The 19489-nt window shown below is 59.8% G+C and carries 23 protein-coding genes; 12 read left to right on the top strand and 11 right to left on the bottom strand.

Annotated features, from left to right (window positions below; all coding sequences use genetic code 11):
- Window positions 1-419: 419 nt before the first annotated feature.
- Both ACYVIA_RS05525 and ACYVIA_RS05520 read left to right on the top strand, forming a co-directional pair.
- Entirely contained in the window at window positions 420-644 is a 225-nt protein-coding gene (locus ACYVIA_RS05525) for a putative periplasmic lipoprotein (RefSeq protein WP_460838681.1), read from the top strand.
- A gap of 66 nt (window positions 645-710) precedes the next feature.
- Window positions 711-1163 carry a hypothetical protein gene (locus ACYVIA_RS05520; protein ID WP_460838679.1) on the top strand — a complete coding sequence of 151 codons (453 nt, stop codon included), beginning with the start codon at window positions 711-713 and terminating at the stop codon, window positions 1161-1163.
- Between the two features lie 202 nt (window positions 1164-1365).
- Here the strand turns inward: ACYVIA_RS05520 and ACYVIA_RS05515 are convergent, their stop codons facing one another.
- Entirely contained in the window at window positions 1366-1581 is a 216-nt protein-coding gene (locus tag ACYVIA_RS05515) for a hypothetical protein (RefSeq protein WP_460838678.1), read from the bottom strand.
- A 383-nt stretch (window positions 1582-1964) separates the two neighbouring features.
- Here ACYVIA_RS05515 and ACYVIA_RS05510 point away from each other — a divergent pair, with 383 nt between their 5' ends.
- The 4 genes from ACYVIA_RS05510 (at window position 1965) to pabB (ending at window position 6420) form a co-directional block, all read left to right on the top strand.
- A complete protein-coding gene (locus ACYVIA_RS05510; RefSeq protein ID WP_460838676.1) occupies window positions 1965-2693 on the top strand; it encodes a pyrimidine 5'-nucleotidase in 729 nt (242 codons plus the stop codon).
- A gap of 33 nt (window positions 2694-2726) precedes the next feature.
- The gene (gene slmA, locus ACYVIA_RS05505; protein WP_460838673.1) at window positions 2727-3302 is read left to right on the top strand and encodes a nucleoid occlusion factor SlmA; all 576 of its coding nucleotides are present in this window, start codon (window positions 2727-2729) and stop codon (window positions 3300-3302) included.
- Between the two features lie 229 nt (window positions 3303-3531).
- Window positions 3532-4437, top strand: a complete 906-nt coding sequence (locus ACYVIA_RS05500; protein WP_460838671.1) for a DMT family transporter — start codon at window positions 3532-3534, stop codon at window positions 4435-4437.
- A gap of 129 nt (window positions 4438-4566) precedes the next feature.
- Window positions 4567-6420: an aminodeoxychorismate synthase component I gene (gene pabB, locus ACYVIA_RS05495; RefSeq protein ID WP_460838734.1), complete on the top strand. Its 1854-nt coding sequence runs from the start codon at window positions 4567-4569 to the stop codon at window positions 6418-6420.
- A 121-nt stretch (window positions 6421-6541) separates the two neighbouring features.
- Here pabB and ACYVIA_RS05490 read toward each other — a convergent pair whose 3' ends face one another.
- From ACYVIA_RS05490 to ACYVIA_RS05480, 3 genes are all read right to left on the bottom strand, one after another.
- On the bottom strand, window positions 6542-7423 hold the full coding sequence (locus ACYVIA_RS05490; RefSeq protein ID WP_460838669.1) for a DMT family transporter: 882 nt from the start codon (window positions 7421-7423) through the stop codon (window positions 6542-6544).
- Between the two features lie 84 nt (window positions 7424-7507).
- Complete coding sequence (locus tag ACYVIA_RS05485; RefSeq protein WP_460838667.1) at window positions 7508-8713, bottom strand: YbfB/YjiJ family MFS transporter; 1206 nt, start codon at window positions 8711-8713, stop codon at window positions 7508-7510.
- 5 nt (window positions 8714-8718) lie between these two features.
- On the bottom strand, window positions 8719-9609 hold the full coding sequence (locus tag ACYVIA_RS05480; protein WP_460838665.1) for a DMT family transporter: 891 nt from the start codon (window positions 9607-9609) through the stop codon (window positions 8719-8721).
- A 223-nt stretch (window positions 9610-9832) separates the two neighbouring features.
- On the opposite strand from ACYVIA_RS05480, the gene ACYVIA_RS05475 reads away from it, so the two are divergent.
- Complete coding sequence (locus ACYVIA_RS05475; protein ID WP_460838663.1) at window positions 9833-10198, top strand: hypothetical protein; 366 nt, start codon at window positions 9833-9835, stop codon at window positions 10196-10198.
- On the opposite strand, the gene ACYVIA_RS05470 is transcribed toward ACYVIA_RS05475, so the two are convergent.
- The 4 genes from ACYVIA_RS05470 to gpmA all read right to left on the bottom strand — a co-directional run bounded on the left by ACYVIA_RS05470 (window position 10182) and on the right by gpmA (window position 14873).
- Window positions 10182-10949, bottom strand: a complete 768-nt coding sequence (locus ACYVIA_RS05470; protein ID WP_460838661.1) for a HesA/MoeB/ThiF family protein — start codon at window positions 10947-10949, stop codon at window positions 10182-10184. The two genes, ACYVIA_RS05475 and ACYVIA_RS05470, sit on opposite strands and share 17 nt — an antisense overlap.
- A gap of 255 nt (window positions 10950-11204) precedes the next feature.
- Window positions 11205-12686, bottom strand: a complete 1482-nt coding sequence (locus ACYVIA_RS05465) for a S41 family peptidase (RefSeq protein WP_460838659.1) — start codon at window positions 12684-12686, stop codon at window positions 11205-11207.
- A 3-nt stretch (window positions 12687-12689) separates the two neighbouring features.
- Window positions 12690-14030, bottom strand: a complete 1341-nt coding sequence (locus ACYVIA_RS05460; protein WP_460838732.1) for a murein hydrolase activator EnvC family protein — start codon at window positions 14028-14030, stop codon at window positions 12690-12692.
- A 96-nt stretch (window positions 14031-14126) separates the two neighbouring features.
- Window positions 14127-14873, bottom strand: coding sequence for a 2,3-diphosphoglycerate-dependent phosphoglycerate mutase (gene gpmA / locus ACYVIA_RS05455; protein WP_460838658.1), 747 nt, complete (start codon window positions 14871-14873; stop codon window positions 14127-14129).
- Between the two features lie 126 nt (window positions 14874-14999).
- On the opposite strand from gpmA, the gene ACYVIA_RS05450 reads away from it, so the two are divergent.
- From ACYVIA_RS05450 to ACYVIA_RS05430, 5 genes are all read left to right on the top strand, one after another.
- Window positions 15000-15401: a rhodanese-like domain-containing protein gene (locus ACYVIA_RS05450; RefSeq protein ID WP_460838656.1), complete on the top strand. Its 402-nt coding sequence runs from the start codon at window positions 15000-15002 to the stop codon at window positions 15399-15401.
- An 11-nt stretch (window positions 15402-15412) separates the two neighbouring features.
- Window positions 15413-15676: a glutaredoxin 3 gene (gene grxC / locus ACYVIA_RS05445; protein ID WP_460838654.1), complete on the top strand. Its 264-nt coding sequence runs from the start codon at window positions 15413-15415 to the stop codon at window positions 15674-15676.
- Window positions 15677-15785: 109 nt separating this feature from the next.
- Window positions 15786-16286, top strand: coding sequence for a protein-export chaperone SecB (secB, locus tag ACYVIA_RS05440; protein ID WP_460838652.1), 501 nt, complete (start codon window positions 15786-15788; stop codon window positions 16284-16286).
- Window positions 16287-16384: 98 nt separating this feature from the next.
- Entirely contained in the window at window positions 16385-16831 is a 447-nt protein-coding gene (locus ACYVIA_RS05435) for an SH3 domain-containing protein (protein ID WP_460838650.1), read from the top strand.
- A gap of 51 nt (window positions 16832-16882) precedes the next feature.
- Complete coding sequence (locus tag ACYVIA_RS05430) at window positions 16883-17884, top strand: NAD(P)H-dependent glycerol-3-phosphate dehydrogenase (RefSeq protein ID WP_460838730.1); 1002 nt, start codon at window positions 16883-16885, stop codon at window positions 17882-17884.
- A 52-nt stretch (window positions 17885-17936) separates the two neighbouring features.
- Here the strand turns inward: ACYVIA_RS05430 and ACYVIA_RS05425 are convergent, their stop codons facing one another.
- Genes ACYVIA_RS05425 through ACYVIA_RS05415 form a run of 3 tightly spaced genes read right to left on the bottom strand, consistent with a single transcriptional unit; the run spans window position 17937 to window position 19314 of the window.
- Entirely contained in the window at window positions 17937-18281 is a 345-nt protein-coding gene (locus ACYVIA_RS05425) for a cupin domain-containing protein (protein ID WP_460838648.1), read from the bottom strand.
- 43 nt (window positions 18282-18324) lie between these two features.
- Entirely contained in the window at window positions 18325-18699 is a 375-nt protein-coding gene (locus tag ACYVIA_RS05420) for a ribbon-helix-helix domain-containing protein (RefSeq protein ID WP_460838646.1), read from the bottom strand.
- Window positions 18700-18732: 33 nt separating this feature from the next.
- On the bottom strand, window positions 18733-19314 hold the full coding sequence (locus tag ACYVIA_RS05415; protein WP_460838645.1) for a DJ-1/PfpI family protein: 582 nt from the start codon (window positions 19312-19314) through the stop codon (window positions 18733-18735).
- Window positions 19315-19489 lie beyond the last annotated feature (175 nt).

Raw genomic sequence — 19489 nt, 5'->3', positions numbered from 1 at the left:
AACCGCGTCAGGCCGCATTCCAGCTTGAACTACGAAACCCCGGAAGCGTTCAGCAAGAAAGCAGCAACAACTTTATCAACCGGAGCTATCCCAAGTTAGCGTGGTCCGAAAAAACCGGGCAGGTCACGGTCGCATTGACCGGATAGCGCCCATCGCCGCAATGCTCCGTTCCCATGTTCGTGGTATGGCAAGCGTCGTGGAAGCCGATATACCATCTTGTCTAATAAACATAATTGAGCTCGATATTTAGACTGGCGCTTGCTATAAACGCAATGCCGCTTTCCTATGGGGCGCATCAGCAAGGCTGCAGGAATGGCAGGGAATTGATTATCTACTTCAAGTCATAAAAGCACAGCGTTGATGCACTCAAAAATCGACAATAAAAACACTGAATATTTTTATCAATGGGAGGATATGAAATGAAACGATTGTTTGTTGCTGCACTAATGGGACTTGCTTTGACGGGCTGTGCGACGGTCAATGAGATGGCATTTGACAAGGAATCGCGTACTGTCGATACGTCAGCGAAGTCGGTCGTGCTGATGACGATTGACGTTTCGCGATCAGACGAAAGTCGTTATGTGCCTAATCCATTTGTCGTCAAGCTCGAGAAGCCAAATGCCCAGAGCAAGGAAGAACGATAGAACTTCAAGCTGAACAGTGATGTTGATACAGTCGTCGACGATGGACGCACTGTCTATTTGGCGCGCATGGCGCTCGAACCTGGCAAGTACAGGTTGGCCGAGATTATGGGCAATGCGAATGCCTTCCCGATTGCAAGCTTGTTTGTCGTGCCGCTTTATCTTGATCTGGACGTGTCGCCGAATTCGATCACGTATGTCGGCCGCGTCACCGCGAAACTTCGTCCGCGCCAAGAGGGTGAGTTCCGCGCAGGCCCCTTGGTTCCCTTGATTGACCAAGCGGTTGCGGGAATGTCCACCGGGACGTGGGACGTCACCGTCGATGATCGGTCAGAAAAGGATGTAGCGCTGTTCAAGGCGAACTACCCGGTACTGGGGAATGCATCCGTCAATCGCGAACTCCTTCCGCCCTTCGACCGTGTCGCGGTACAGCGCCTGTGGGACGGACAGCAGGACGAGAAACAGCCCGCCAAAGCGCAGTCCGTGAAGGCGCCGGCAGTAGTGGCGACGTCGGAGAAGTAACGCCCTATATCGGCACTCGAGGTACCGTCCCGTTATCAGTTATGGGTGGCGGTCCGCAAGGTCGCTCTCGAGAAGTGCATTAGGGATATCGCCGTTCAACGCGGCGAAATCCCAGCTTAATTTGGCTTCTCCATCGCATACCCCTCGATACAGCCGACACGGCGTTCTCAACCACCAGATGCGGCAAGCCGAGCCGACAACGCTATTCTCGCCCTGCTTCAACAGCGCTTCGATTTTGTCGGCCATTTCCCGATTGCGTCGGTCGAGCAGGATCGTTGCGCTCAAAGTCGAGGTCGGTCAGCACGTTCATCAGCAGCCGTCGCTTCGTGTGCCACACCTTCTCATGCGGGATGCCGAAGTCTTGCAGCACTTTTTGCAATTGCGGCAGGCTGTCGGTGGAGAGGCGATTGTCTGTCATGCCGCTGTCCGTACACATGTCATGTTTATTCAGTGACTCTGAAACGGCAGGTTGTTGCGTAGGTTTAGCTCCGGCACCAGCTTGCTGCCTAGGCGAGTGCGTGCATGACTTCACCTTCAAGCGGCAGGAGTTCGGGTCTACCGGCATGGTTCGTTCCAAACAGATAACTTGTGCCGCCATCATGGTGGCGTATCCGGTACAGCGCACCTCTGGAAGGTGCGCTTGCGGCTTGTGCCGCAGCCTGTGGTGCTGCATTATTCTCTGCGTGGACTGCCGGTATGAAAAGACCTGCTACCAAGCTTATTAAAATAACAAACCCGTACTTCATCATTCTCCCTGGGCGCTGCAGGAGCAAGCTAGCGTGCGCCGAGGCACTCTAACAGATGCCCAAGCCGATTTGGTTGTTCGACCTCGATAACACGCTGCACAACGCATCGCATGCGATCTTCCCGGCCATTAATGCCAATATGAATGCATATATGGCAACGGTGCTCGGCGAGGCTGGCGTGCCGGCAGACGATGCAACCGTGAATGCCGTGCGGCTGGCCTACTGGAAGCGTTATGGTGCGACGCTGCTGGGCATGGTGCGTCATCACCAAGTGCGGATGGAGGATTTTCTGCACGAGGCGCACCGTTTCGACGACCTGACGGCGATGATCCGTACCGAACGCGGCCTGTCGCGGCTGCTCAAGCGCCTGCCGGGGCGGAAGATCCTGCTGACTAACGGCCCGCGCCGCTACTCGCACGACGTGATTCGCCATATCGGCCTGCACCGGCACTTCGCCAAGCACATTCCGATCGAGGCGATGCAGGTGCACCGGCAGTTGCGCCCGAAGCCGTCGCGGCATCTGCTGCGCAAATTGATGGCGAAGGAGCGCACCACGGCCCGCCGCTGCATCCTGGTGGAGGACAGCGTCGACAACCTGAAGGCGGCAAAATCCCTTGGCATGCGTACCGCCTGGGTGACGCAGTACCTCGCCTCCAGTCCGAATCTGAATCAGCTCGCCGGCAACCGGCCGGTGTCCCGGTTCACAAAGCGCCCCATTTACGCCGATGTCAAAGTAAAATCCGTAAGGCAACTTCCGGCAATGCTGCATCGATTGAGCGCATAACCCCTTTTCGATTGCTCACACCACCATCACATCATGGCAACTACAAAACCGGGCGAACGCAAACTCCAGATTCTCCAGACGCTTGCAGCAATGCTGGAGCAACCCAAGGGAGAAAAGATCACCACGGCTGCGCTGGCAGCAAAGCTGGAGGTGTCGGAAGCCGCGCTGTACCGGCACTTTGCCAGCAAGGCGCAGATGTTCGAGGGCCTGATCGAGTTCATCGAGACGAGCGTGTTCGGACTGATCAACCAGATCAGCGAACAGCAGGAGAACGGGCTGTCGCAGGTGCAGGCGATCACCACCATGCTGCTGAGTTTTGCAGAGCGTAATCCGGGCATGACACGCGTGCTGATCGGCGATGCGCTGGTCAATGAGGACGAGCGGCTTCAGGTGCGCATGAACCAGTTCATCGAACGTGTCGAAATGGCAATTCGCCAGGCGCTACGCGTCGCCGCCTCCCAAGGGCAGGCCAAGGAATCGGAAGCCGCGGTGCGCGCGAATCTGATCACCAGTCTGGTCGTGGGGCGCTGGCACCGCTTTGCCAAGAGCGGCTTCAAGCAGAAGCCAACCGACGACGCACAAGCACAGGTCAGCATGCTGCTGGCGTAAGGCGATCGGCGTCGGGACATTTCTGCAACGTTCGGCCCGAATTTGCCCCGTTTTTCCATCTCTTAGTCGCTCCTTCCTGCGCCGCACAGCGCGGCAGTTTTCGCATTATTCGGAGCGCGATGCCGTCATTCCCCATCCTGCCCTCCGGCACGTCATGCCTGCATAACAGGCACAGCGTATCACCCCAAATCTCAGTACACTCTCAGCCTTCGTAACCGGGCTGCCGAACATGACAACGAACAAGAACTTCCCCGCACTGGCGTTTGCGTCCCTGCTTTTGGGCGGCATGGCGATCGGATTTGCCGGCATCTTCATGCGGCTGTCCGACGTCAACCCGATTGCGTCCGCGTTCTGGCGCATGGCCCTGGCCGCTCCCTTCCTGTGGGCGTGGGCCCTTGCCGTGCGCAAGCAGGATGATGCGGCCGGAAAGCGCAGCAGCTTTGCAGCGGTGCTGGCACTGGCGGGCATCTACTTCGCCGGCGACATGGCGCTGTGGCACCTCGCGCTGCACTACACAACCGTCGCTAACGCCACACTGCTGTCGAACTTTGCACCGATCTTCATCGCGCTCTGGGTGTGGATTGCCTATCGCGTTCGCTTCTCCCGCATCTTCATCGTCGGCATGGTGATTGCGCTGGTGGGGGCGGTCATACTGGTCGGGTCGAATGCCGCCGGCGGCAATGCCGGTAACGCCGCTAGTGGCGGCGGCAACAAGCTGCTGGGCGATGCACTGGGCTTGGGCAGTGCAGTGTTCTATGCTGCCTATCAGCTTGTGATCAAGGATGCGCGCAACCAGTACTCGACCGCGCGCCTGATGGCATGGAGCACCACGATCACCGGCCTCGCGCTGCTGCCGTTTGCATTGACGTCCCCCGGTGCGTTCTGGCCGGAGCAACTGAGCGGCTGGCTGCCGTTGCTGGCGCTGGCGCTGGTTGCGCAGATCGGTGGGCAGACGGTGATTGCCTATGCACTTGCGCATCTGCCGGCATCGCTGGCTTCGGTCAGCCTGCTAATCCAGCCGCTGACCGCCGCCATCGCTGCATGGATCATCTTCCAGGAAGCTATCGGTCCAATACAGATGGCCGGTGGCGCGTTGCTGCTTTGGGGGATTTATCTTTCCAAGCGCGGCAGCTGACGGTGACAGCCGGCCGTGGCAGCCGGCGGCAACCGCGCAGCGATTTACAATACGGTTTTTGGCGGCGATGCTTGCACGCCCTGCGAACGATTCTTGCCTTCATCTCTCCTTCCCTCGTCCGGTACTGCTGTGGATTCCTCGTTCAACCCTGCTGTCGATTGCTTCGCGCTCCTGGATGACTGCGATGCCAGCGAGGCCGACCTGCGCTCACGCTTGCATACCGGCTATGTCGGGACGCTAGTCTGCCACTGCCCAGAGGAGCTTCCGGACGTTCTGCTGCGTATGCAAGAGGCACTGTCCCAAGGACTGCATGCCGTCGGCCTGTTCACCTACGAACTCGGTGCGCAGTTGCAGGAAATTGATACTGCAACCGCCTCCGCCGATGTCGCGACGCAGCCCCTTGCGCAAGTGCTGCTTTTCAAGCATTGCGAGCGCATGTCTACTGCCCAGGTGGATCAGTGGCTGGCGCAGCGCGACACTGCCCAAACCCCGGCGGGCGTCGCCAACGTCACCTCCAGCGTCGACGAGCAGGAGTTCGCAGCCGCGATTGCGCGCATCCATGCCTACATCGAGGCAGGAGACACCTACCAGATCAATTACACCTATCGGCTGCGATTCGACGCTTATGGTCGGCCGCTGGCGCTGTACCGGCGCCTGCGCGAGCGGCAACCGGTTCCCTACGGCGCACTGGTGATGCTGCCGGATGGCGGGGCGGTGCTGTCCCTGTCGCCGGAACTGTTCATGCGGCACGCCGGCGGCATCATGACGGCGCAACCGATGAAGGGCACGGCTGCAGCAAGCGGCGATGCGGCGGTGGATGCAACGCGCGCCGCGGCACTCGCTAATGATCCAAAGAATCGCGCCGAGAACCTGATGATCGTCGACTTGCTGCGCAATGATCTCGGACGTGTCGCGACGTTTGGCTCTGTACGGGTGCCGGCGCTGTTCCATGTCGATCGCTTCAGCAGCGTGTTGCAGATGACGTCGACGGTGCAGGCCCAATTGCGCGAGGATGCCGGACTTGCCGACGTGTTCCACGCGCTCTATCCCTGCGGTTCGATCACAGGCGCACCCAAGCGCCGCACGATGCAAATCATCCGGGAGCTGGAGACCGCGCCGCGCGGGCTGTACACCGGCGCGATCGGCTGGTTCGATGCTGCATCCCCGGGGCGTCGTATTGGCGATTTCTGCCTGTCGGTACCGATCCGTACGCTGGTTTTGCAGCCCGAGGCGGCGGGTGTTCGCAAAGGGGAAATGGGCGTCGGTGCCGGCATCGTTTACGACAGCATTGCCGCAGACGAGTTTGCAGAGTGCCGCCTGAAGGCACGCTTCCTGACAGGACTGCCGCAACAGTTTGAACTGCTGGAGACGATGCATGCCACGCGCGCCGATGGTTGCCGGCATGTCGAGCTGCATCTGCAGCGGCTGCGTGCTTCTGCAGGCTACTTTGGTTTCGCATGCGATGAGCAGGCCATCCGCCGTCAAGTCAAGCATGCGTGTGCATCGCTGGATTCGGATGAGCCGCACCGGATGCGGCTGGCGCTTCGGCAGGATGGCAGCTGCCTGTTACAGACGGCGCCGCTTGCGCCCTTGGCGGTGCCGGTTAAGCTGCTGCTTGCATCGACGCACACGGTTTCCAACGACGTTTTCCTGCGCCATAAGACCACCGTGCGCGAGTCGTATGATGCGGCTTGGCGGGCCGCCGAGGCGCAAGGTGCGTTCGACATGCTTTTCTTTAATGAGCGCGGCGAGTTGACCGAGGGCGGACGCAGCAACGTGTTGGTCAGGCTCGATGGCCACTGGTACACGCCACCACGCGATGCCGGTCTCTTGCCCGGCGTGATGCGTTCCGTGCTGCTGGCCGATCCCGCATGGAAGGTACGGGAGAGGCATCTGACGCTTGACGATTTGCGGCGCGCGGATGCAGTCGTCGCATGCAATGCATTGCGCGGCGCGTTGCCGGCAACGGTTGGCTGGCCCTAGGCTGTGTTTGACAAGCGTACCGAGCGGTTCGGAGTGGTGTCGAGGAGCGCACGCGTACGACTGGTACGCCGAGCACCGCAGACATCAATCCGGGCCGCGCAGTAGCTTGTCAAACACGGCCTTAGGCTTTTTCCGCTTGCACCACCTGCGGCTGGAATACGACCAGCCAGGTGGCGAGCACCACCATTGCACAGCCGATCAGGGTATTGACGGTGATCGCTTCCTGAAGGAACAGCGCGCCCCACAGCATCGCGAAGAGCGGGATCAGGAACGTCACCGTCAGTGCCCTTGTCGGCCCGAGATCCGCAATCAGCCGGAAATAAATCAGGTAGGCAACTGCACTGCACAACAAGGCAAGCAGTGCCGCGATCAGCATCACGAAGGGTGTTACTTCGCCGCGGATTGGCGACGTCGGCAGCAAGGGCAGCAAGACGAGGGCAGCGCCGATCTGCGAGCCGGTTGCCATCATCGGTGGTGCGATTCCCCCTGACTGTTTCTTGGAATAGGCGCCGGCTATCGCGTAACACAGTGCCGCACTCACGCATGCCAGTGCCGCCAGCAGCAGTTGCGGCGAAAACTGCGCTGGCCCGAGCCGCACCAGGAAGGCAACGCCCGCAATGCCGCAACCCAGACCGGCGAGCTTGCGTGCGGTCATGCTCTCGCCAAGCACGGCTGCGCCGACCAGCGCTCCCCATAGCGGGCTGGTCGCATTCAGGATGGCGGAATAGCCGGCCGGTAGCGTTAGGGCGGCATACGAAAACAAGGCGAACGGCACTGCGGAGTTGAAGGTTCCCACGATCAGGTACTGACGCCAGTTCTCCCTGAAGCGCATTGCGCGCCGCGTCGCCGCCATGACCAGCAGCATCGCGATTCCCGCAAGTGCAACGCGCACTTCAGCGGTCCACAAGGCACCCAGCACCGGCGCGACGATGCGCATGAAAAGAAACGATGCTCCCCAGATTGCGGCGAGGCCCAGGAGGCGGACAATGTCTGCATTACGCATGATGAATTCAGAATGAGGAAAGTGACAGCATAGCCGCTAGTGCCCATGGCGGCTGGTCGCATTCGGACATGGCATTACGTCGTCTTACGCATGACCTTGTTGCGCCAGCGCACGTTGGCGCGAAGCGAGGACAGCGCCGAGCAGTAACGCGCTTGCCGAGAACAACAGCCCGCGCTGCAAGCCGCCGGCGCTGTCGGAGATCCAACCGACCACTGTCGGTCCGGCAATCTGCCCGAAGGCAAAGACGGTCGTGAATCCGCTGATCCCGGTCGACCACGCGTGCTGCGGCAGGTTATGGCGCACCAGTGCGGTCGTCGACGCCACGACGGACAGGAATACAGCGCCGAACAGGATACCCGAGACGAACACGGCAACCAGCGCCGTGCTGATGACCGGCAGCAGGGTGGCGACGACCAGCAGCGCATTCAGGATGGCCAGCGACTGGCCGCCCTTGAACCGATCCAGCATGCGTGCCCAGATGCGCGAGGACGCCACGACGGCGAGCCCCAACACGGCGTAGAAGACCGTGATGACCGATGCCGACAGCCCCTGTTCCTTCAACAGCGCAATGACGAAGGTCATGTAGCCGATGTAGCCGACGCCGAACATGAAGTAGCCGGCCAACCCGTAGGCGAAATCGCGGATCCGGAAATGGCCATGCGCACCACCGGCGGGAATCGTTCCCTCGACGGCGCCTGCCGGGCGCGCCATCAGCAAGATCATGGCGAAACAGACGCCGCCTAAGGCCAGCCACGCCCATTGCCATGCATGTGCAGTTCCACTCGCTGCAGCAGCACTCAATGTCGCCGGGACCAGCAGCGCCGACAACGCAATGCCAAAGCCTGTACCGCCGTAGTACAAACCGATCAGGAAGCCGGCGCGGTGCGCGTGTATCGCTCCCAGGCGAGCCGACAGCACGCCGCCGGAAATGAAGATGAAAGCACTCGCAATCCCTGCCAGCACGCGTTGCAACAGCAGCATGCCGGCATCCGTGACGAAGCCGGACACCAGCATGAAGATACCGGTCAGTAATGCGCCACCGACGAAGGCCGTTTGCGCGCGATGGCGGCGCATCACCAGCGGCGTGATGAGCGCGCCGACGAAATAGCCGAATGCATTGGCGGTGTTCATCGTGCCGGCCAGCAGATAGGACCAGCCGAGGTCATCGCGCATTGGCGGCAGGAGCAGCGCATACGAAAAGCGCGATATGCCGAGCGATATGGCAGCGCCAAGCGACAGTGCGAGCGCGATCAGTAAAGGATGGCGCAAGGCAAGGTCTTTGGAACGCATGCGGTTCAAGCGTCCTTGGCGACAGGCGCAAGATGCGACGGGGCCAGCACCAGGCCCATCGCAGTGAGCACGACGATGCCGCCGATGAGCGTTGCCGCACCGACCGGCTCCTTGAGGAAGATGACGCCCCACAGCATGCTGAACAGCGGAATCAGGAACGACACGCTCATGGCACGGGTCGGCCCGACTTTCACGATGAGCGGAATGAAGAGCGCCTGCGCCAGTCCGGAGGACAGCAACGACATGGCAGCGATGCTGATCATTGCCGGTACCGACGGGACGGTGGAAGGCAGGGTGAACGGAATGGCGGGAAGCATCATCAGCCCGCCGAGCACCAGCGAGCCGGTTGCCATGGCAATCGGATGGATCCCGCCCGGTGTACCCGTTTTCTTCACGATGATGCTCGACAGCGCATAGCATGCCGCCGCGACAAGGCAGGCGGCGACCGCGGCCAGTGTCGATGCATTCAGCGCCAGCGTGCCCGCCCCTACAAGGATCGCGACACCGATGATGCCGAGCACCAGCCCGGCAATCCTGCTCAGCGTGAGGCGCTCCGCCAGCCACAGGACCGAGAACATCGCGCCGAACAGCGGTGCCGTGGAATTGAGCACGGCCGAATGCGCGGCGGGCAGGAAGAGCGCGGCAAAGGAAAAGCAGGTGAACGGTATGGCTGCCGCAAACAAGCCGACCACCGCATATGGTTTCAGGTTGGCGCGCCAGTTCATTGGCACTCCGGTTGCCGTCGCATACGCCATCAGCGCAATTCCGGCGAGCGTGGTGCGCAAGGTCGCGGTCAGCAAAGGGCCGGTTTCCGGCACGGCAATGCGAAGGAAGATGAACGACCCACCCCAGATTGCGGAAAGAAATACCAGCTTGGCGAGGTCGGCTAAGGACATGAAGGAGGAGAAAAGTTGCGCGCGAGAAATGAAAACGACCGTTCGATTGTAGCACTCGCAAATGCGCTTCGTCGGCGCCTGGCGTGTTGCGTGTGGCAGAAATGCGCTGCGATGTGACCGACTTTTGAGGCGCCCCAACCGCGGCGCGTTTGCTACTGCAGGCGCTTGATACATGCCAAGGAGGCTAGGACCGAAACACCAATAATCACGGCAGGGGGATGACATGACCAAGCGTAAGTTCAGGCGCACCGTTTCCGCGGTGAAGATGGCCGTCGCCATGATGCCACTGGCGGGATGCGAGACCGGCGTTGAACGATGGAGTGAAAGGCCGGGCGGGCTGCTCGATCCCGGCTTCTCGAAACAACAAGAGTCGGTGGGAAATCCGGCTCATCTGGAAAAAAGCATATCGATCGAAAGCCGCCATTTCGACATCTATACGCGCTATCGCGCGGTGTTCGAAGAGCCGACCGAGAGATTCGTCGCTGAGCAGGGCGACGGCGGAATGCCGGGCGCAACGGCAGCGCGGGATGAAGACGACGTCAGCACGCTGCCGACGTGTTCCGCTCACACGCTCATGGCGCAGGACTAGCGTGCTGATGGCCGCACACAGTGCAGCCCGGGTTGCGGGCCACCTTGATGCTGGTCCATTCCATGTTGCGCGCGTCGAGCAGCAGCAGCCGTCCCGCCAATGAGTCGCCGATGCCTGCTGCGAGCTTCAATGCTTCTGCCGCCTGCATCGTGCCGATAATGCCGACCAGCGGCGCGAGCACGCCCATGGTCGAGCACATCACCTCTTCGAATTGCTGGTCCGGCGGGAACAGGCAGGCATAGCACGGCTTGTCCGCCACGCGCGAATCGAAGACCGAAATCTGTCCGTCAAAGCGGATCGCCGCTCCTGAAACCAAGGGCACGCGATGGGTCACGCAGGCCCGGTTGACCGCATGGCGCGTGGCGAAGTTGTCGCTGCAGTCGAGCACAACGCTGGCATTGCGCACCAGCTCGGACAAGCGTTCGTCCTGAACGCGTTCATTCAGAGCGACGACTTCGACTTCCGGATTGATCTGCGCCAGAGTCTGTTTGCCTGATTGCGCCTTCGGTTGCCCGACACGCTCCGTAGTGTGCAGGATCTGGCGCTGAAGATTGGTGAGATCGACGGTGTCGTTATCGACCAGCGTGATCCTGCCGATGCCCGCGGAAGCAAGATAATAGGCGACCGGCGAACCAAGTCCGCCGGCACCGATGACCAGCGCGTGTGCAGCCAGCAGCCTTTCCTGGCCTTCGATACCGATTTCGTCGAGGAGAATATGGCGGGAATAGCGGAGAAGCTGGTTGTCGTTCATGGAGCGTTGTCTGGGTTGGGCGATGCAGGCGAGCTAGCTTAACACCTTTGCATAGGTGTATAGGGCAGAGTTGGTGTCATGCATTCTAATCGCGCCCATCGTTATGCCGCCATGCGCATCTCGGCGGAACTGTACTGGCGCCCGCACGCAGTATTTTTGTCACAGCATATGTTGCTTCCTATGTGCTTCGGGCGCCGTCGGAAAATGAAAAAGGCCGCATCGCTGCGGCCTTTCAGGTCTTATCGGATGTCCGGCTTATTTCTTCTCGCCGTTTCCGTTTCCGTTTCCGTTCTTGTCACCATTCTTCGTCTCGTTGATGGTGTTTTCCTTCTTGCTTTCGATCTTCGCGGACTTCGACAGCTGCACCGGCTGGCCTTTCAGGTGGTTCAGTGCCTGTGCGAGCTGGAAGTCATCCTTGCTGCCGAATTCCAGCGGCTTGCGCCTCTTCTCCAGGGCGGCAAGGCGCTGTTCTTCTTCCAGCTCATCGATCTTGCGTGCGCTCTCGTCCTTGTCCTTATCGTTGGAAAGATGCTTCTGCAAGTCGGCTTCACGCAGGCGCAGGCCATTCAGGCCGTCGCCTTCCGCCGTTTCGTCCACCAGCAGGTCGGGGACGATGCCCTTTGCCTGGATGGCGCGGCCGTTCGGCGTGTAGTAGCGCGCTGTCGTCAGCTTGACTGCCGTATCCGCCGACAATTGGCGAATGGTCTGCACCGAACCCTTGCCGAAGGTCTGTGTGCCCATGATGGTAGCGCGCTTGTAGTCCTGCAGAGCACCCGCGACGATTTCCGATGCAGACGCGGAACCGGTGTTCACCAGAACGACCATCGGCACCGATTTGACCGCTTCCGGCAGCTTGGCCAGCGGGTCGGTGGCCGACATGCGGGAGGATGTATAGAACTCGCGTCGTGCGTAGAAAGTCTGCTTGGAGTCAGCCAGCTGGCCGTTGGTTGACACGACCGCCACATCCTTCGGCAGGAAGGCGGCTGATACACCAATGGCGCCAGGCAGCACGCCGCCCGGATCGTTGCGCAGATCCAGCACGAGTCCCTTCAGATTCGGTTCCTGTGCATAGATTGCATTGATCTTCTTCGCCATGTCATCGACCGTCGGCTCCTGGAACTGCGTGATGCGCAGCCAGGCGTAACCCGGTTCGACGACCTTGGACTTCACGCTCTGTACGCGGATTTCCTGGCGCACGATCGTGACGATGATCGGCTTGTCCTCATCCTTGCGGGCGATGGTCAGCGTGATCTTGGTATTCGGTTCGCCGCGCATGCGCTTGACTGCCTCATCCAGCGTCAGGCCCTTGACCGGCATGTTGTCGAGGCGGGTGATCAGGTCGCCAGCCTTCAGGCCGGCCTTGAATGCGGGGGAATCCTCGATTGGCGAAATCACCTTCACATAGCCGTCTTCCATGCCGACCTCGATGCCGAGGCCAACGAACTTGCCCTGCGTGCCTTCGCGCAACTCCTTGAACGCCTTCTTGTCCAGATAGGCGGAGTGCGGGTCCAGCGAGGCCACCATGCCGGAGATCGCTTCGGTCAGCAACTTCTTGTCCTCGACCGCCTCGACGTAATCGGTCTTGATCAAGCCGAATACGTCGGCCAGCTGGCGCAGTTCTTCCAGCGGGAGTGGTGACGCGCTTTTCTGCGCGTTTGCCTCGAACTGCATCGACCCGGCGATGCCCGCAATGACGCCCAAACCGATAAGGCCGAAGTTTTTAAGTTTGCTGCCCATGTCTCACCTAATAGTTATCCACCCAAGTGGATCGAATGCGCGGCCTTCATGCCGCATTTCAAAGTATAAACCCGATTGTTCGTTGCCGCCGCTATTGCCCGCGCTGGCGATGATATCCCCTGTTTTGACAATGTCTCCCGCCCGTTTCAGTACTGCCTGGTTATTCCCGTAGATGGTCATGTACTGGCTGCCATGATCGATGATGATCAGGTTGCCGAAACCACGCAGCCACTCGGCAAATACCACTTGGCCGCCAGCGACTGCGCGCACCTCCGCACCTTCGGCCGTCCGGATGAACAGGCCTTTCCAGCTCGGCCCGTCTCCTCGCTTGCTGCCGTATTTTGCGAGCAGGTCGCCCCGAACCGGAAGACGCAGTTGGCCGCGGAGCGCAGCAAACCCGCGCCCGGAACCATAACCGTTCGCCCCGTCTTGGACGCTGGCATCGGGTGTGAGTTCATTTCGCCCCAACAATTTTGTTGGCGGTTCATCATCATCAATTGCATCAGGATTGCGCCCGGGCGTCTTGAGCGAGCTCATTCTGGCAGCAGCCATGGCTTCATTTTTCGCCTTGGCGCGAGCGAGCTGCTCCCGGCGGCGCTTTTCCGCCGCTGCGGCATCGGCCTTGCGCTGTTCTTCTATCAACTTTGCAAGCCGCCCCACCAGGCCTGCCAGCCGCTGTTCGTCGCGCTCGATATTTCCTGCCTGTTTGCGTTGCGCGGCCAGTTTGGACGACAGTTGGGCCAATAGCGTCGCGCGCCGGGCCTTTTCCTTCTCCAGTTGCGTCTTTTGCGTCCGCTGCTCTTGCGCGACTTCGTCAAGCTCTTCCTTGGCTTCCTGAGTCGCAAGCTTGTTGTTTTCGACCGCCAGCATGTTGGCCCGCAGTCCGTCGATCAGGCGCGCCTGGGCTTGTGATACATAGCCCATGTACTGCAACTCCCGGTTGATGCGGTTCGGATTGTCGCCGGAGAGAAGGAGCTTCATGCGGTCTTCGTTGCCGGCGATGTACTGGTCACGCAGCAGTCTTGCAAGCCGCTGTTTCTGGTCGCCGATGGCCTTGGCAAGCCTGTCCTGTTCGGTGGAGAGTTCGTCGATCTTGGCTTCGATCCGGCGCTGGTCGTCGGCCAGTTCGTGCAATGCCCGGTTGGCTTCCGAAATTGCGGCTTCCGACGATGCCAGCGCATCGGCAGCGTGACTCTTGGCCGTTTCCGTCTGGGTAATGTCGCGCTTGAGTTCGGTGAGTTTCTGCTGCAATTCGGCGCGCTCGGCCTCGGCGGCACGTTTCTGCTTGGTGCGTTCGGTGACCTTGTTGGCGGATGCCGGCGTGCTCAGCAGCAGCGCCGTCATCCATACGGCCGCGAGCCCCCGCCAGCCGCCACAAGGGCGGCTTTGAACAGGCAAGGGGGATCGCTCCGGGTCCGGCATGTATTGCATGGGAAGGCGTTATTTCGCCTTTCCCTGGCTCGCCACGGCCTTCATGGCGGCTTCGATGGCGGCCTGGTCGCCCAGGTAGTAGCTCTTGATCGGCTTCAGGTTGGCATCCAGCTCATACACCAGCGGCTGACCGTTCGGAATGTTGAGGCCGACGATGTCCTTGTCGCTGATGCCGTCCAGCGACTTGATCAGTGCGCGCAGGCTGTTGCCGTGGGCGGAAATGAGGATCTGCTTGCCGGCGCGAATGGCCGGTGCAATGGATTCATCCCATGCCGGCATCACGCGGGCGACGGTGTCCTTCAGGCACTCGGTCAGGGGGATCTGTTCCTTCTTCAGGCCGGCATAGCGCGGGTCGTTGTACGAGGCGCGCGGGTCGTTGGCATCCAGCGGCATCGGCGGCACGTCGTAGCTGCGACGCCAGACCAGAACCTGGTCGTCACCGTACTTCGCTGCGGTTTCGGCCTTGTTCAGTCCTTGCAGCGCGCCGTAGTGGCGCTCGTTCAGGCGCCAGTCGTGCACGACCGGCAGCCACATCAGGTCCATCTCGTCCAGGGTCAGCCACAGTGTGCGGATTGCACGCTTGAGTACGGAGGTGTAGCACAGGTCAAATGTGAATCCGGCTTCCTTCAGGATCTTGCCGGCCTGGCGCGCTTCGGCAATGCCTTTCTCGGTCAGGTCGACGTCGGTCCAGCCGGTGAAGCGATTATCGAGGTTCCACGTCGATTCGCCGTGGCGCATGAATACGATTTTGTACATGGTTTTTATAGGGAGAAAGTAAAGGAACTGGTGGAAATTGCTTGGTCGGACCAAATCGGAATGCTGTTTCGGCTTCTATTTTATAATGCTGGGATTGCTTAAAACCATTGGAACTATTGGAGTATTGTGAATTTCTTCATTGATAACATCTGGCTGATTGCATTGGTCTTGGTCTCGGGCGGCGCCTTGTTATGGCCGAATCTGCAGCGCCGTGGCGAAAAAGTATCGGTGTTGCAGGCGACCCAGCTGATCAATCAGGGCAAAGGCGTGATCCTCGATGTGCGCGAGCCCGACGCGTTTGCTGCGGGACACCTGCGCGACGCCAAGAACATTCCCCTGAAAGAGTTGCCTAACCGTCTCGGCGAGTTGGAGAAGTTCAAGTCGAAATCGGTGATCGCGGTCTGCCAGACCGGCGTACAGTCCGCGAAGGCTGCTGCGCAACTCAAGAAAGCCGGTTTTAACGAGGCATTCAGCCTTAATGGCGGCATCGCTGCCTGGCAGGCGCAAGGCCTGCCGACCACCAAGTAAGGAATATCATCATGACTGCACGCGTTGTAATGTACAGCACCGCCGTTTGCCCGTATTGCGTCATGGCGGAACGGCTCCTGAAGTCCAAGGGTGTCGAGAACATCGAGAAGATCCGCGTTGACCTGCAACCTGAGCAACGCGCAGAAATGATGCAGAAAACTGGCCGTCGCACTGTGCCGCAGATTTATATCGGCGACACCCATGTCGGCGGATTTGACGACCTCAGCGCGCTGGATCATGCCGGCAAGCTTGATCCGCTGCTGCAAGGCGAATGAACGGGCGAATAATTGGCGGTATCTGCAATTTGAAGTGTTAGCATTATCGCAGTGAAGGGACGGCTTGCCTGCCGTCCCTTTTCCTTCTGACTCTCATCGAAAGCAATCCATGTCCGAACAAAACAACCAACCCGTGTTCCAGATCCAGCGCGTCTACCTGAAGGACATGTCGCTGGAGCAGCCGAATTCTCCAGCCATCTTCCTCGAGCAGGAAGCTCCGAATATCGAAGTCGCGGTGGACGTCGGCGTCGAGCGACTCGCAGAAACGATTTTCGAATCGACCGTCACCATCACCGTGACCTCCAAGATCAAGGACAAGGTCGCATTTCTGGTTGAAGGCAAGCAGGCCGGCATTTTCGAGGCGGCCAACATTCCGGAGGAACAGCTCGATCCGCTGCTCGGCATCGGCTGCCCGAACATCGTGTATCCATACCTGCGCGCCAACATCGCCGACATGATCACCCGTGCGGGCTTCCCTCCGGTGCACCTTGCGGAAATCAACTTCGAGGCGTTCTACCAGCAACGACTGCAGGCATTGCAACAACAGCAGCAGCAAGCGCAGGGCGGCGCCGGCATCGTGATGCCCGACGGCACGGCTGCGAAGCATTAATGAGAAAACCCGGCAGGGATTCCGCTCCGATCCGGCTCAGCCAAGGAACGGCGCATAGGGATTTCCGAGCCGGCCGAAGCAAGTTTGGGAGGATGTGGATGAAAACCATGCGTCTGGCTATCTTGTCCGTCGCCATGTTGGGTGCCGCAAATGCGGCGCATGCGCTTGAATTCAAATCTGTGGGGTCTGCCCCGGCAGTCCTGTACGATGCACCCTCCGCGAAGGGACGCAAGGTGTTCGTCGCGCCGCGCGGCATGCCGGTCGAAGTCGTTCTTACCTATGGAACCTGGACCAAGGTGCGCGACGCAGTGGGCGACCTGGCCTGGGTCGAATCCAGATTCCTGACCCCCAAGCGCAATGTCGTGGTCACAGTCGCCGGCGCACGCGTGCGCGAGAATGCAGCCGATGCGGCGGCCGTCGTCTTCACGGCGGATCGCAATGTGCTGCTCGACCTGGTCGAGAACGGTCCCGCAGGATGGGTCAAGGTTCGGCATCGCGACGGCCAGGGCGGCTTCGTACGTGCTGCCGAAGTCTGGGGCGAATAACAGGGAATATCAGCCATGGCAGCAAATGCGGCCCAGATCAATCAGGTTCCGATGAATATCACCATCCTCGGCGCAGGCGCCTGGGGTACCGCGCTGGCCATTGCACTCGCGGACCGGCACAACGTCGTGTTGTGGGGGCGCGAAGAAAACGCGATGCGGGAAGCCGCCGCGAAGCGCGAAAATGCCGCATACCTGCCGGGGTTTGCACTGCCAGCGGGCCTGGAAATTACAGCCGACTTCGATGCGGCTGTGGCACACGCAAATGGTCCCGGCGAGCGCCTGCTGATTGTGGCTTCGTCGGTGGCTGGTTTGCGTCCGCTTGCCGAACGTCTGCGTCCCTGCCGCATCCCGAACATCGTCTGGCTATGCAAGGGGTTTGAGGAAAACACGCGCCTGCTCCCGCATCAGGTCGTGCACGAAGTGCTGGGAGCGGCGATTCCCAACGGCGCACTGTCGGGGCCATCGTTTGCGCAGGAAGTCGCGCGCGGCATGCCCTGCGCACTGACCATCGCGTCTCATACGCCTGAATTGCGCAGCCGTGTCGTGCGCGCCGTCCACGGACGTTCGATTCGGGTCTATGCAACCGATGACCTGATTGGCGTGGAAGTCGGTGGCGCGGTGAAGAACATTCTTGCCATTGCCACCGGCGTACTGGATGGGCTTGGCCTCGGTCTGAATGCGCGTGCCGCCCTGATCACGCGCGGACTGGCAGAGATCTCCCGCCTGGGCATTGCCTTGGGCGGGCGTCCGGAAACCTTCATGGGCCTCGCCGGCATGGGGGACCTGATCCTGACTTGTACTGGTGACCTGTCGCGTAATCGTCAGGTTGGTTTGGGACTGGCACAAGGCAAGAAACTCGACACTATCGTTGCCGAACTCGGGCACGTCGCGGAGGGGGTGCGGTGTGCACAAGCGGTACGCGATCTCGCGCGAGAGAAAGGCGTCGAGATGCCGATTACGAATGCCGTTGCCGCCGTGTTGTTCGATGGCGATTCGCCGCGTGAGATGGTCGAGCGCCTGCTGTCGCGGGATCCCAGGAATGAGGCGTTCTAATTCGTTCTGACTCGCCCCGTAAAAGTCCTGCGTCAAGACCTTCTGTAGAAATTTAAACCGTATTGTTGGTGGGTTTGCGCACCATCGTTACGAGGATGGCCGAGTTCTCCAGTGCGTATAGCGCATGGGGGACTTCGCCAGCAAGAAATACCAAGTCCCCGGCGCGCATGGCAACCGTTTTGCCATGCGCCTGTAATTCCACTATTCCCTCCAGGCATTGAATCGTCAGTTCGCCGGGCACGTGATGCTGTGGGACGGATTTCCCCATAGGCAAAATCATCCGCATCACTTCAAAGTCCTCTGTTCGGACCAAGGCAGTCGACGGCGTGTCTACGAGTTTGTCTCCCAGCGGGCGAATATCAACTAGTTCCCCGGAAGTCGGATGACGCAGCGCCATGGAGGATCTCCTTTTTGTTTGGGCTTCAGAGGCGTGCCCGATGCTATCGAGACTGCACGAGCCCTGTCTTTGTTCCGCGCTGGCCTGCAAGAAATGACGGAACGGAAATCGGTATACCCGCCAATGAAATAGTCTTGTCGCTTGAAATGGTGCCTGCTGCAATCAACGAAAGATAACGCAGGCAACACACGCGCAAGAAGGATGTAAAGTTGTCGACTTCCCCGCGGTATTCCACCAATTCATCATGCAGTTTCCTGAGCAGCTGGCTGGTCGTCAGCCGATCGCGCTTTGCAATCTCATCGAGCGTTTGCCAGAATAAGTTCTCCAGCCGGATCGACGTGACGGCGCCATGCAGACGGATGGAGCGAGCACGGCATTCGTACAAGTGGGGATCGGCCTTCACGAAAATCTCGCACATGTTCGCTCCTCGCAGGACAGGGACTGGCGATTCTTATAGCACGATTTGCGTTCCCAGCACTTTGAGGAATTGCGCTATCCATGCGGGATGGGCCGGCCACGCCGGTGCCGTGACGAGATTGCCGTCAGTTACCGCTGTGTTCACGTCGATCTCCGCATAGTGTGCGCCCGCTTTTTCTACTTCCGGGCGGCAGGCAGGATAGGCTGAACAGCGTTTGCCCTCGAGTACGCCGGCAGCAGCAAGGATTTGCGCACCGTGGCAGATCGCGGCGATCGGTTTGTTTGCTTGTGCAAAGTGGCGCACCATTTCCAGTAATGTCGGATCCAGCCGAAGGTATTCCGGTGCACGTCCACCGGGTAGAAGCAAGGCGTCATAGGTTTGTACTTGAATAGACGCAAAGTCATGCGTCAGCGTAAAGCGGTGCCCGGGTTTTTCCGAGTAGGTCTGCTGGCCTTCGAAGTCATGGATTGCCGTCATCACAAAGTCGCCGGCTTTCTTGTCGGGACAGATGGCGTGGACTTCATGGCCAACGGCTTGCAGCGCTTGGAACGGGACCATGATTTCGTAGTCTTCACCGAAGTCTCCAACCAGCATCAGGATGGTCTTTGCCGCCATGATCGTCTCCTTTTAATAAGTAAGGAGAGTATTGTTCACTGTGAAAGATCAATACGGGTAATCGCCGGTTACTACAATATTCCCACGGGCACTTTTTTCCATGCGGACTGTCTCTTTTAATGAAGCGTCCGGAGGGTATCGCCATTCTGACCAAGACTCCAGCTTCGGCTTATAC

This window comes from Noviherbaspirillum agri (genome assembly GCF_054780595.1).
Note: the sequence above shows the minus strand (reverse complement) of the source record. Positions and strands in the feature narration are given on the sequence as shown.

Bases quoted from the DNA above. Each gene is read 5' to 3' on its own strand.
- ACYVIA_RS05525 (WP_460838681.1), top strand. From the start codon at position 420: ATGAAACGATTGTTTGTTGCTGCACTAATGGGACTTGCTTTGACGGGC.
- ACYVIA_RS05520 (WP_460838679.1), top strand. From the start codon at position 711: ATGGCGCTCGAACCTGGCAAGTACAGGTTGGCCGAGATTATGGGCAAT.
- ACYVIA_RS05515 (WP_460838678.1), bottom strand. From the start codon at position 1,581: ATGACAGACAATCGCCTCTCCACCGACAGCCTGCCGCAATTGCAAAAA.
- ACYVIA_RS05510 (WP_460838676.1), top strand. From the start codon at position 1,965: ATGCCCAAGCCGATTTGGTTGTTCGACCTCGATAACACGCTGCACAAC.
- slmA (WP_460838673.1), top strand. From the start codon at position 2,727: ATGGCAACTACAAAACCGGGCGAACGCAAACTCCAGATTCTCCAGACG.
- ACYVIA_RS05500 (WP_460838671.1), top strand. From the start codon at position 3,532: ATGACAACGAACAAGAACTTCCCCGCACTGGCGTTTGCGTCCCTGCTT.
- ACYVIA_RS05490 (WP_460838669.1), bottom strand. From the start codon at position 7,423: ATGCGTAATGCAGACATTGTCCGCCTCCTGGGCCTCGCCGCAATCTGG.
- ACYVIA_RS05485 (WP_460838667.1), bottom strand. From the start codon at position 8,713: ATGCGTTCCAAAGACCTTGCCTTGCGCCATCCTTTACTGATCGCGCTC.
- ACYVIA_RS05480 (WP_460838665.1), bottom strand. From the start codon at position 9,609: ATGTCCTTAGCCGACCTCGCCAAGCTGGTATTTCTTTCCGCAATCTGG.
- ACYVIA_RS05475 (WP_460838663.1), top strand. From the start codon at position 9,833: ATGACCAAGCGTAAGTTCAGGCGCACCGTTTCCGCGGTGAAGATGGCC.
- ACYVIA_RS05470 (WP_460838661.1), bottom strand. From the start codon at position 10,949: ATGAACGACAACCAGCTTCTCCGCTATTCCCGCCATATTCTCCTCGAC.
- ACYVIA_RS05465 (WP_460838659.1), bottom strand. From the start codon at position 12,686: ATGGGCAGCAAACTTAAAAACTTCGGCCTTATCGGTTTGGGCGTCATT.
- ACYVIA_RS05460 (WP_460838732.1), bottom strand. From the start codon at position 14,030: ATGACGGCGCTGCTGCTGAGCACGCCGGCATCCGCCAACAAGGTCACC.
- gpmA (WP_460838658.1), bottom strand. From the start codon at position 14,873: ATGTACAAAATCGTATTCATGCGCCACGGCGAATCGACGTGGAACCTC.
- grxC (WP_460838654.1), top strand. From the start codon at position 15,413: ATGACTGCACGCGTTGTAATGTACAGCACCGCCGTTTGCCCGTATTGC.
- secB (WP_460838652.1), top strand. From the start codon at position 15,786: ATGTCCGAACAAAACAACCAACCCGTGTTCCAGATCCAGCGCGTCTAC.
- ACYVIA_RS05435 (WP_460838650.1), top strand. From the start codon at position 16,385: ATGAAAACCATGCGTCTGGCTATCTTGTCCGTCGCCATGTTGGGTGCC.
- ACYVIA_RS05430 (WP_460838730.1), top strand. From the start codon at position 16,883: ATGAATATCACCATCCTCGGCGCAGGCGCCTGGGGTACCGCGCTGGCC.
- ACYVIA_RS05425 (WP_460838648.1), bottom strand. From the start codon at position 18,281: ATGGCGCTGCGTCATCCGACTTCCGGGGAACTAGTTGATATTCGCCCG.
- ACYVIA_RS05420 (WP_460838646.1), bottom strand. From the start codon at position 18,699: ATGTGCGAGATTTTCGTGAAGGCCGATCCCCACTTGTACGAATGCCGT.
- ACYVIA_RS05415 (WP_460838645.1), bottom strand. From the start codon at position 19,314: ATGGCGGCAAAGACCATCCTGATGCTGGTTGGAGACTTCGGTGAAGAC.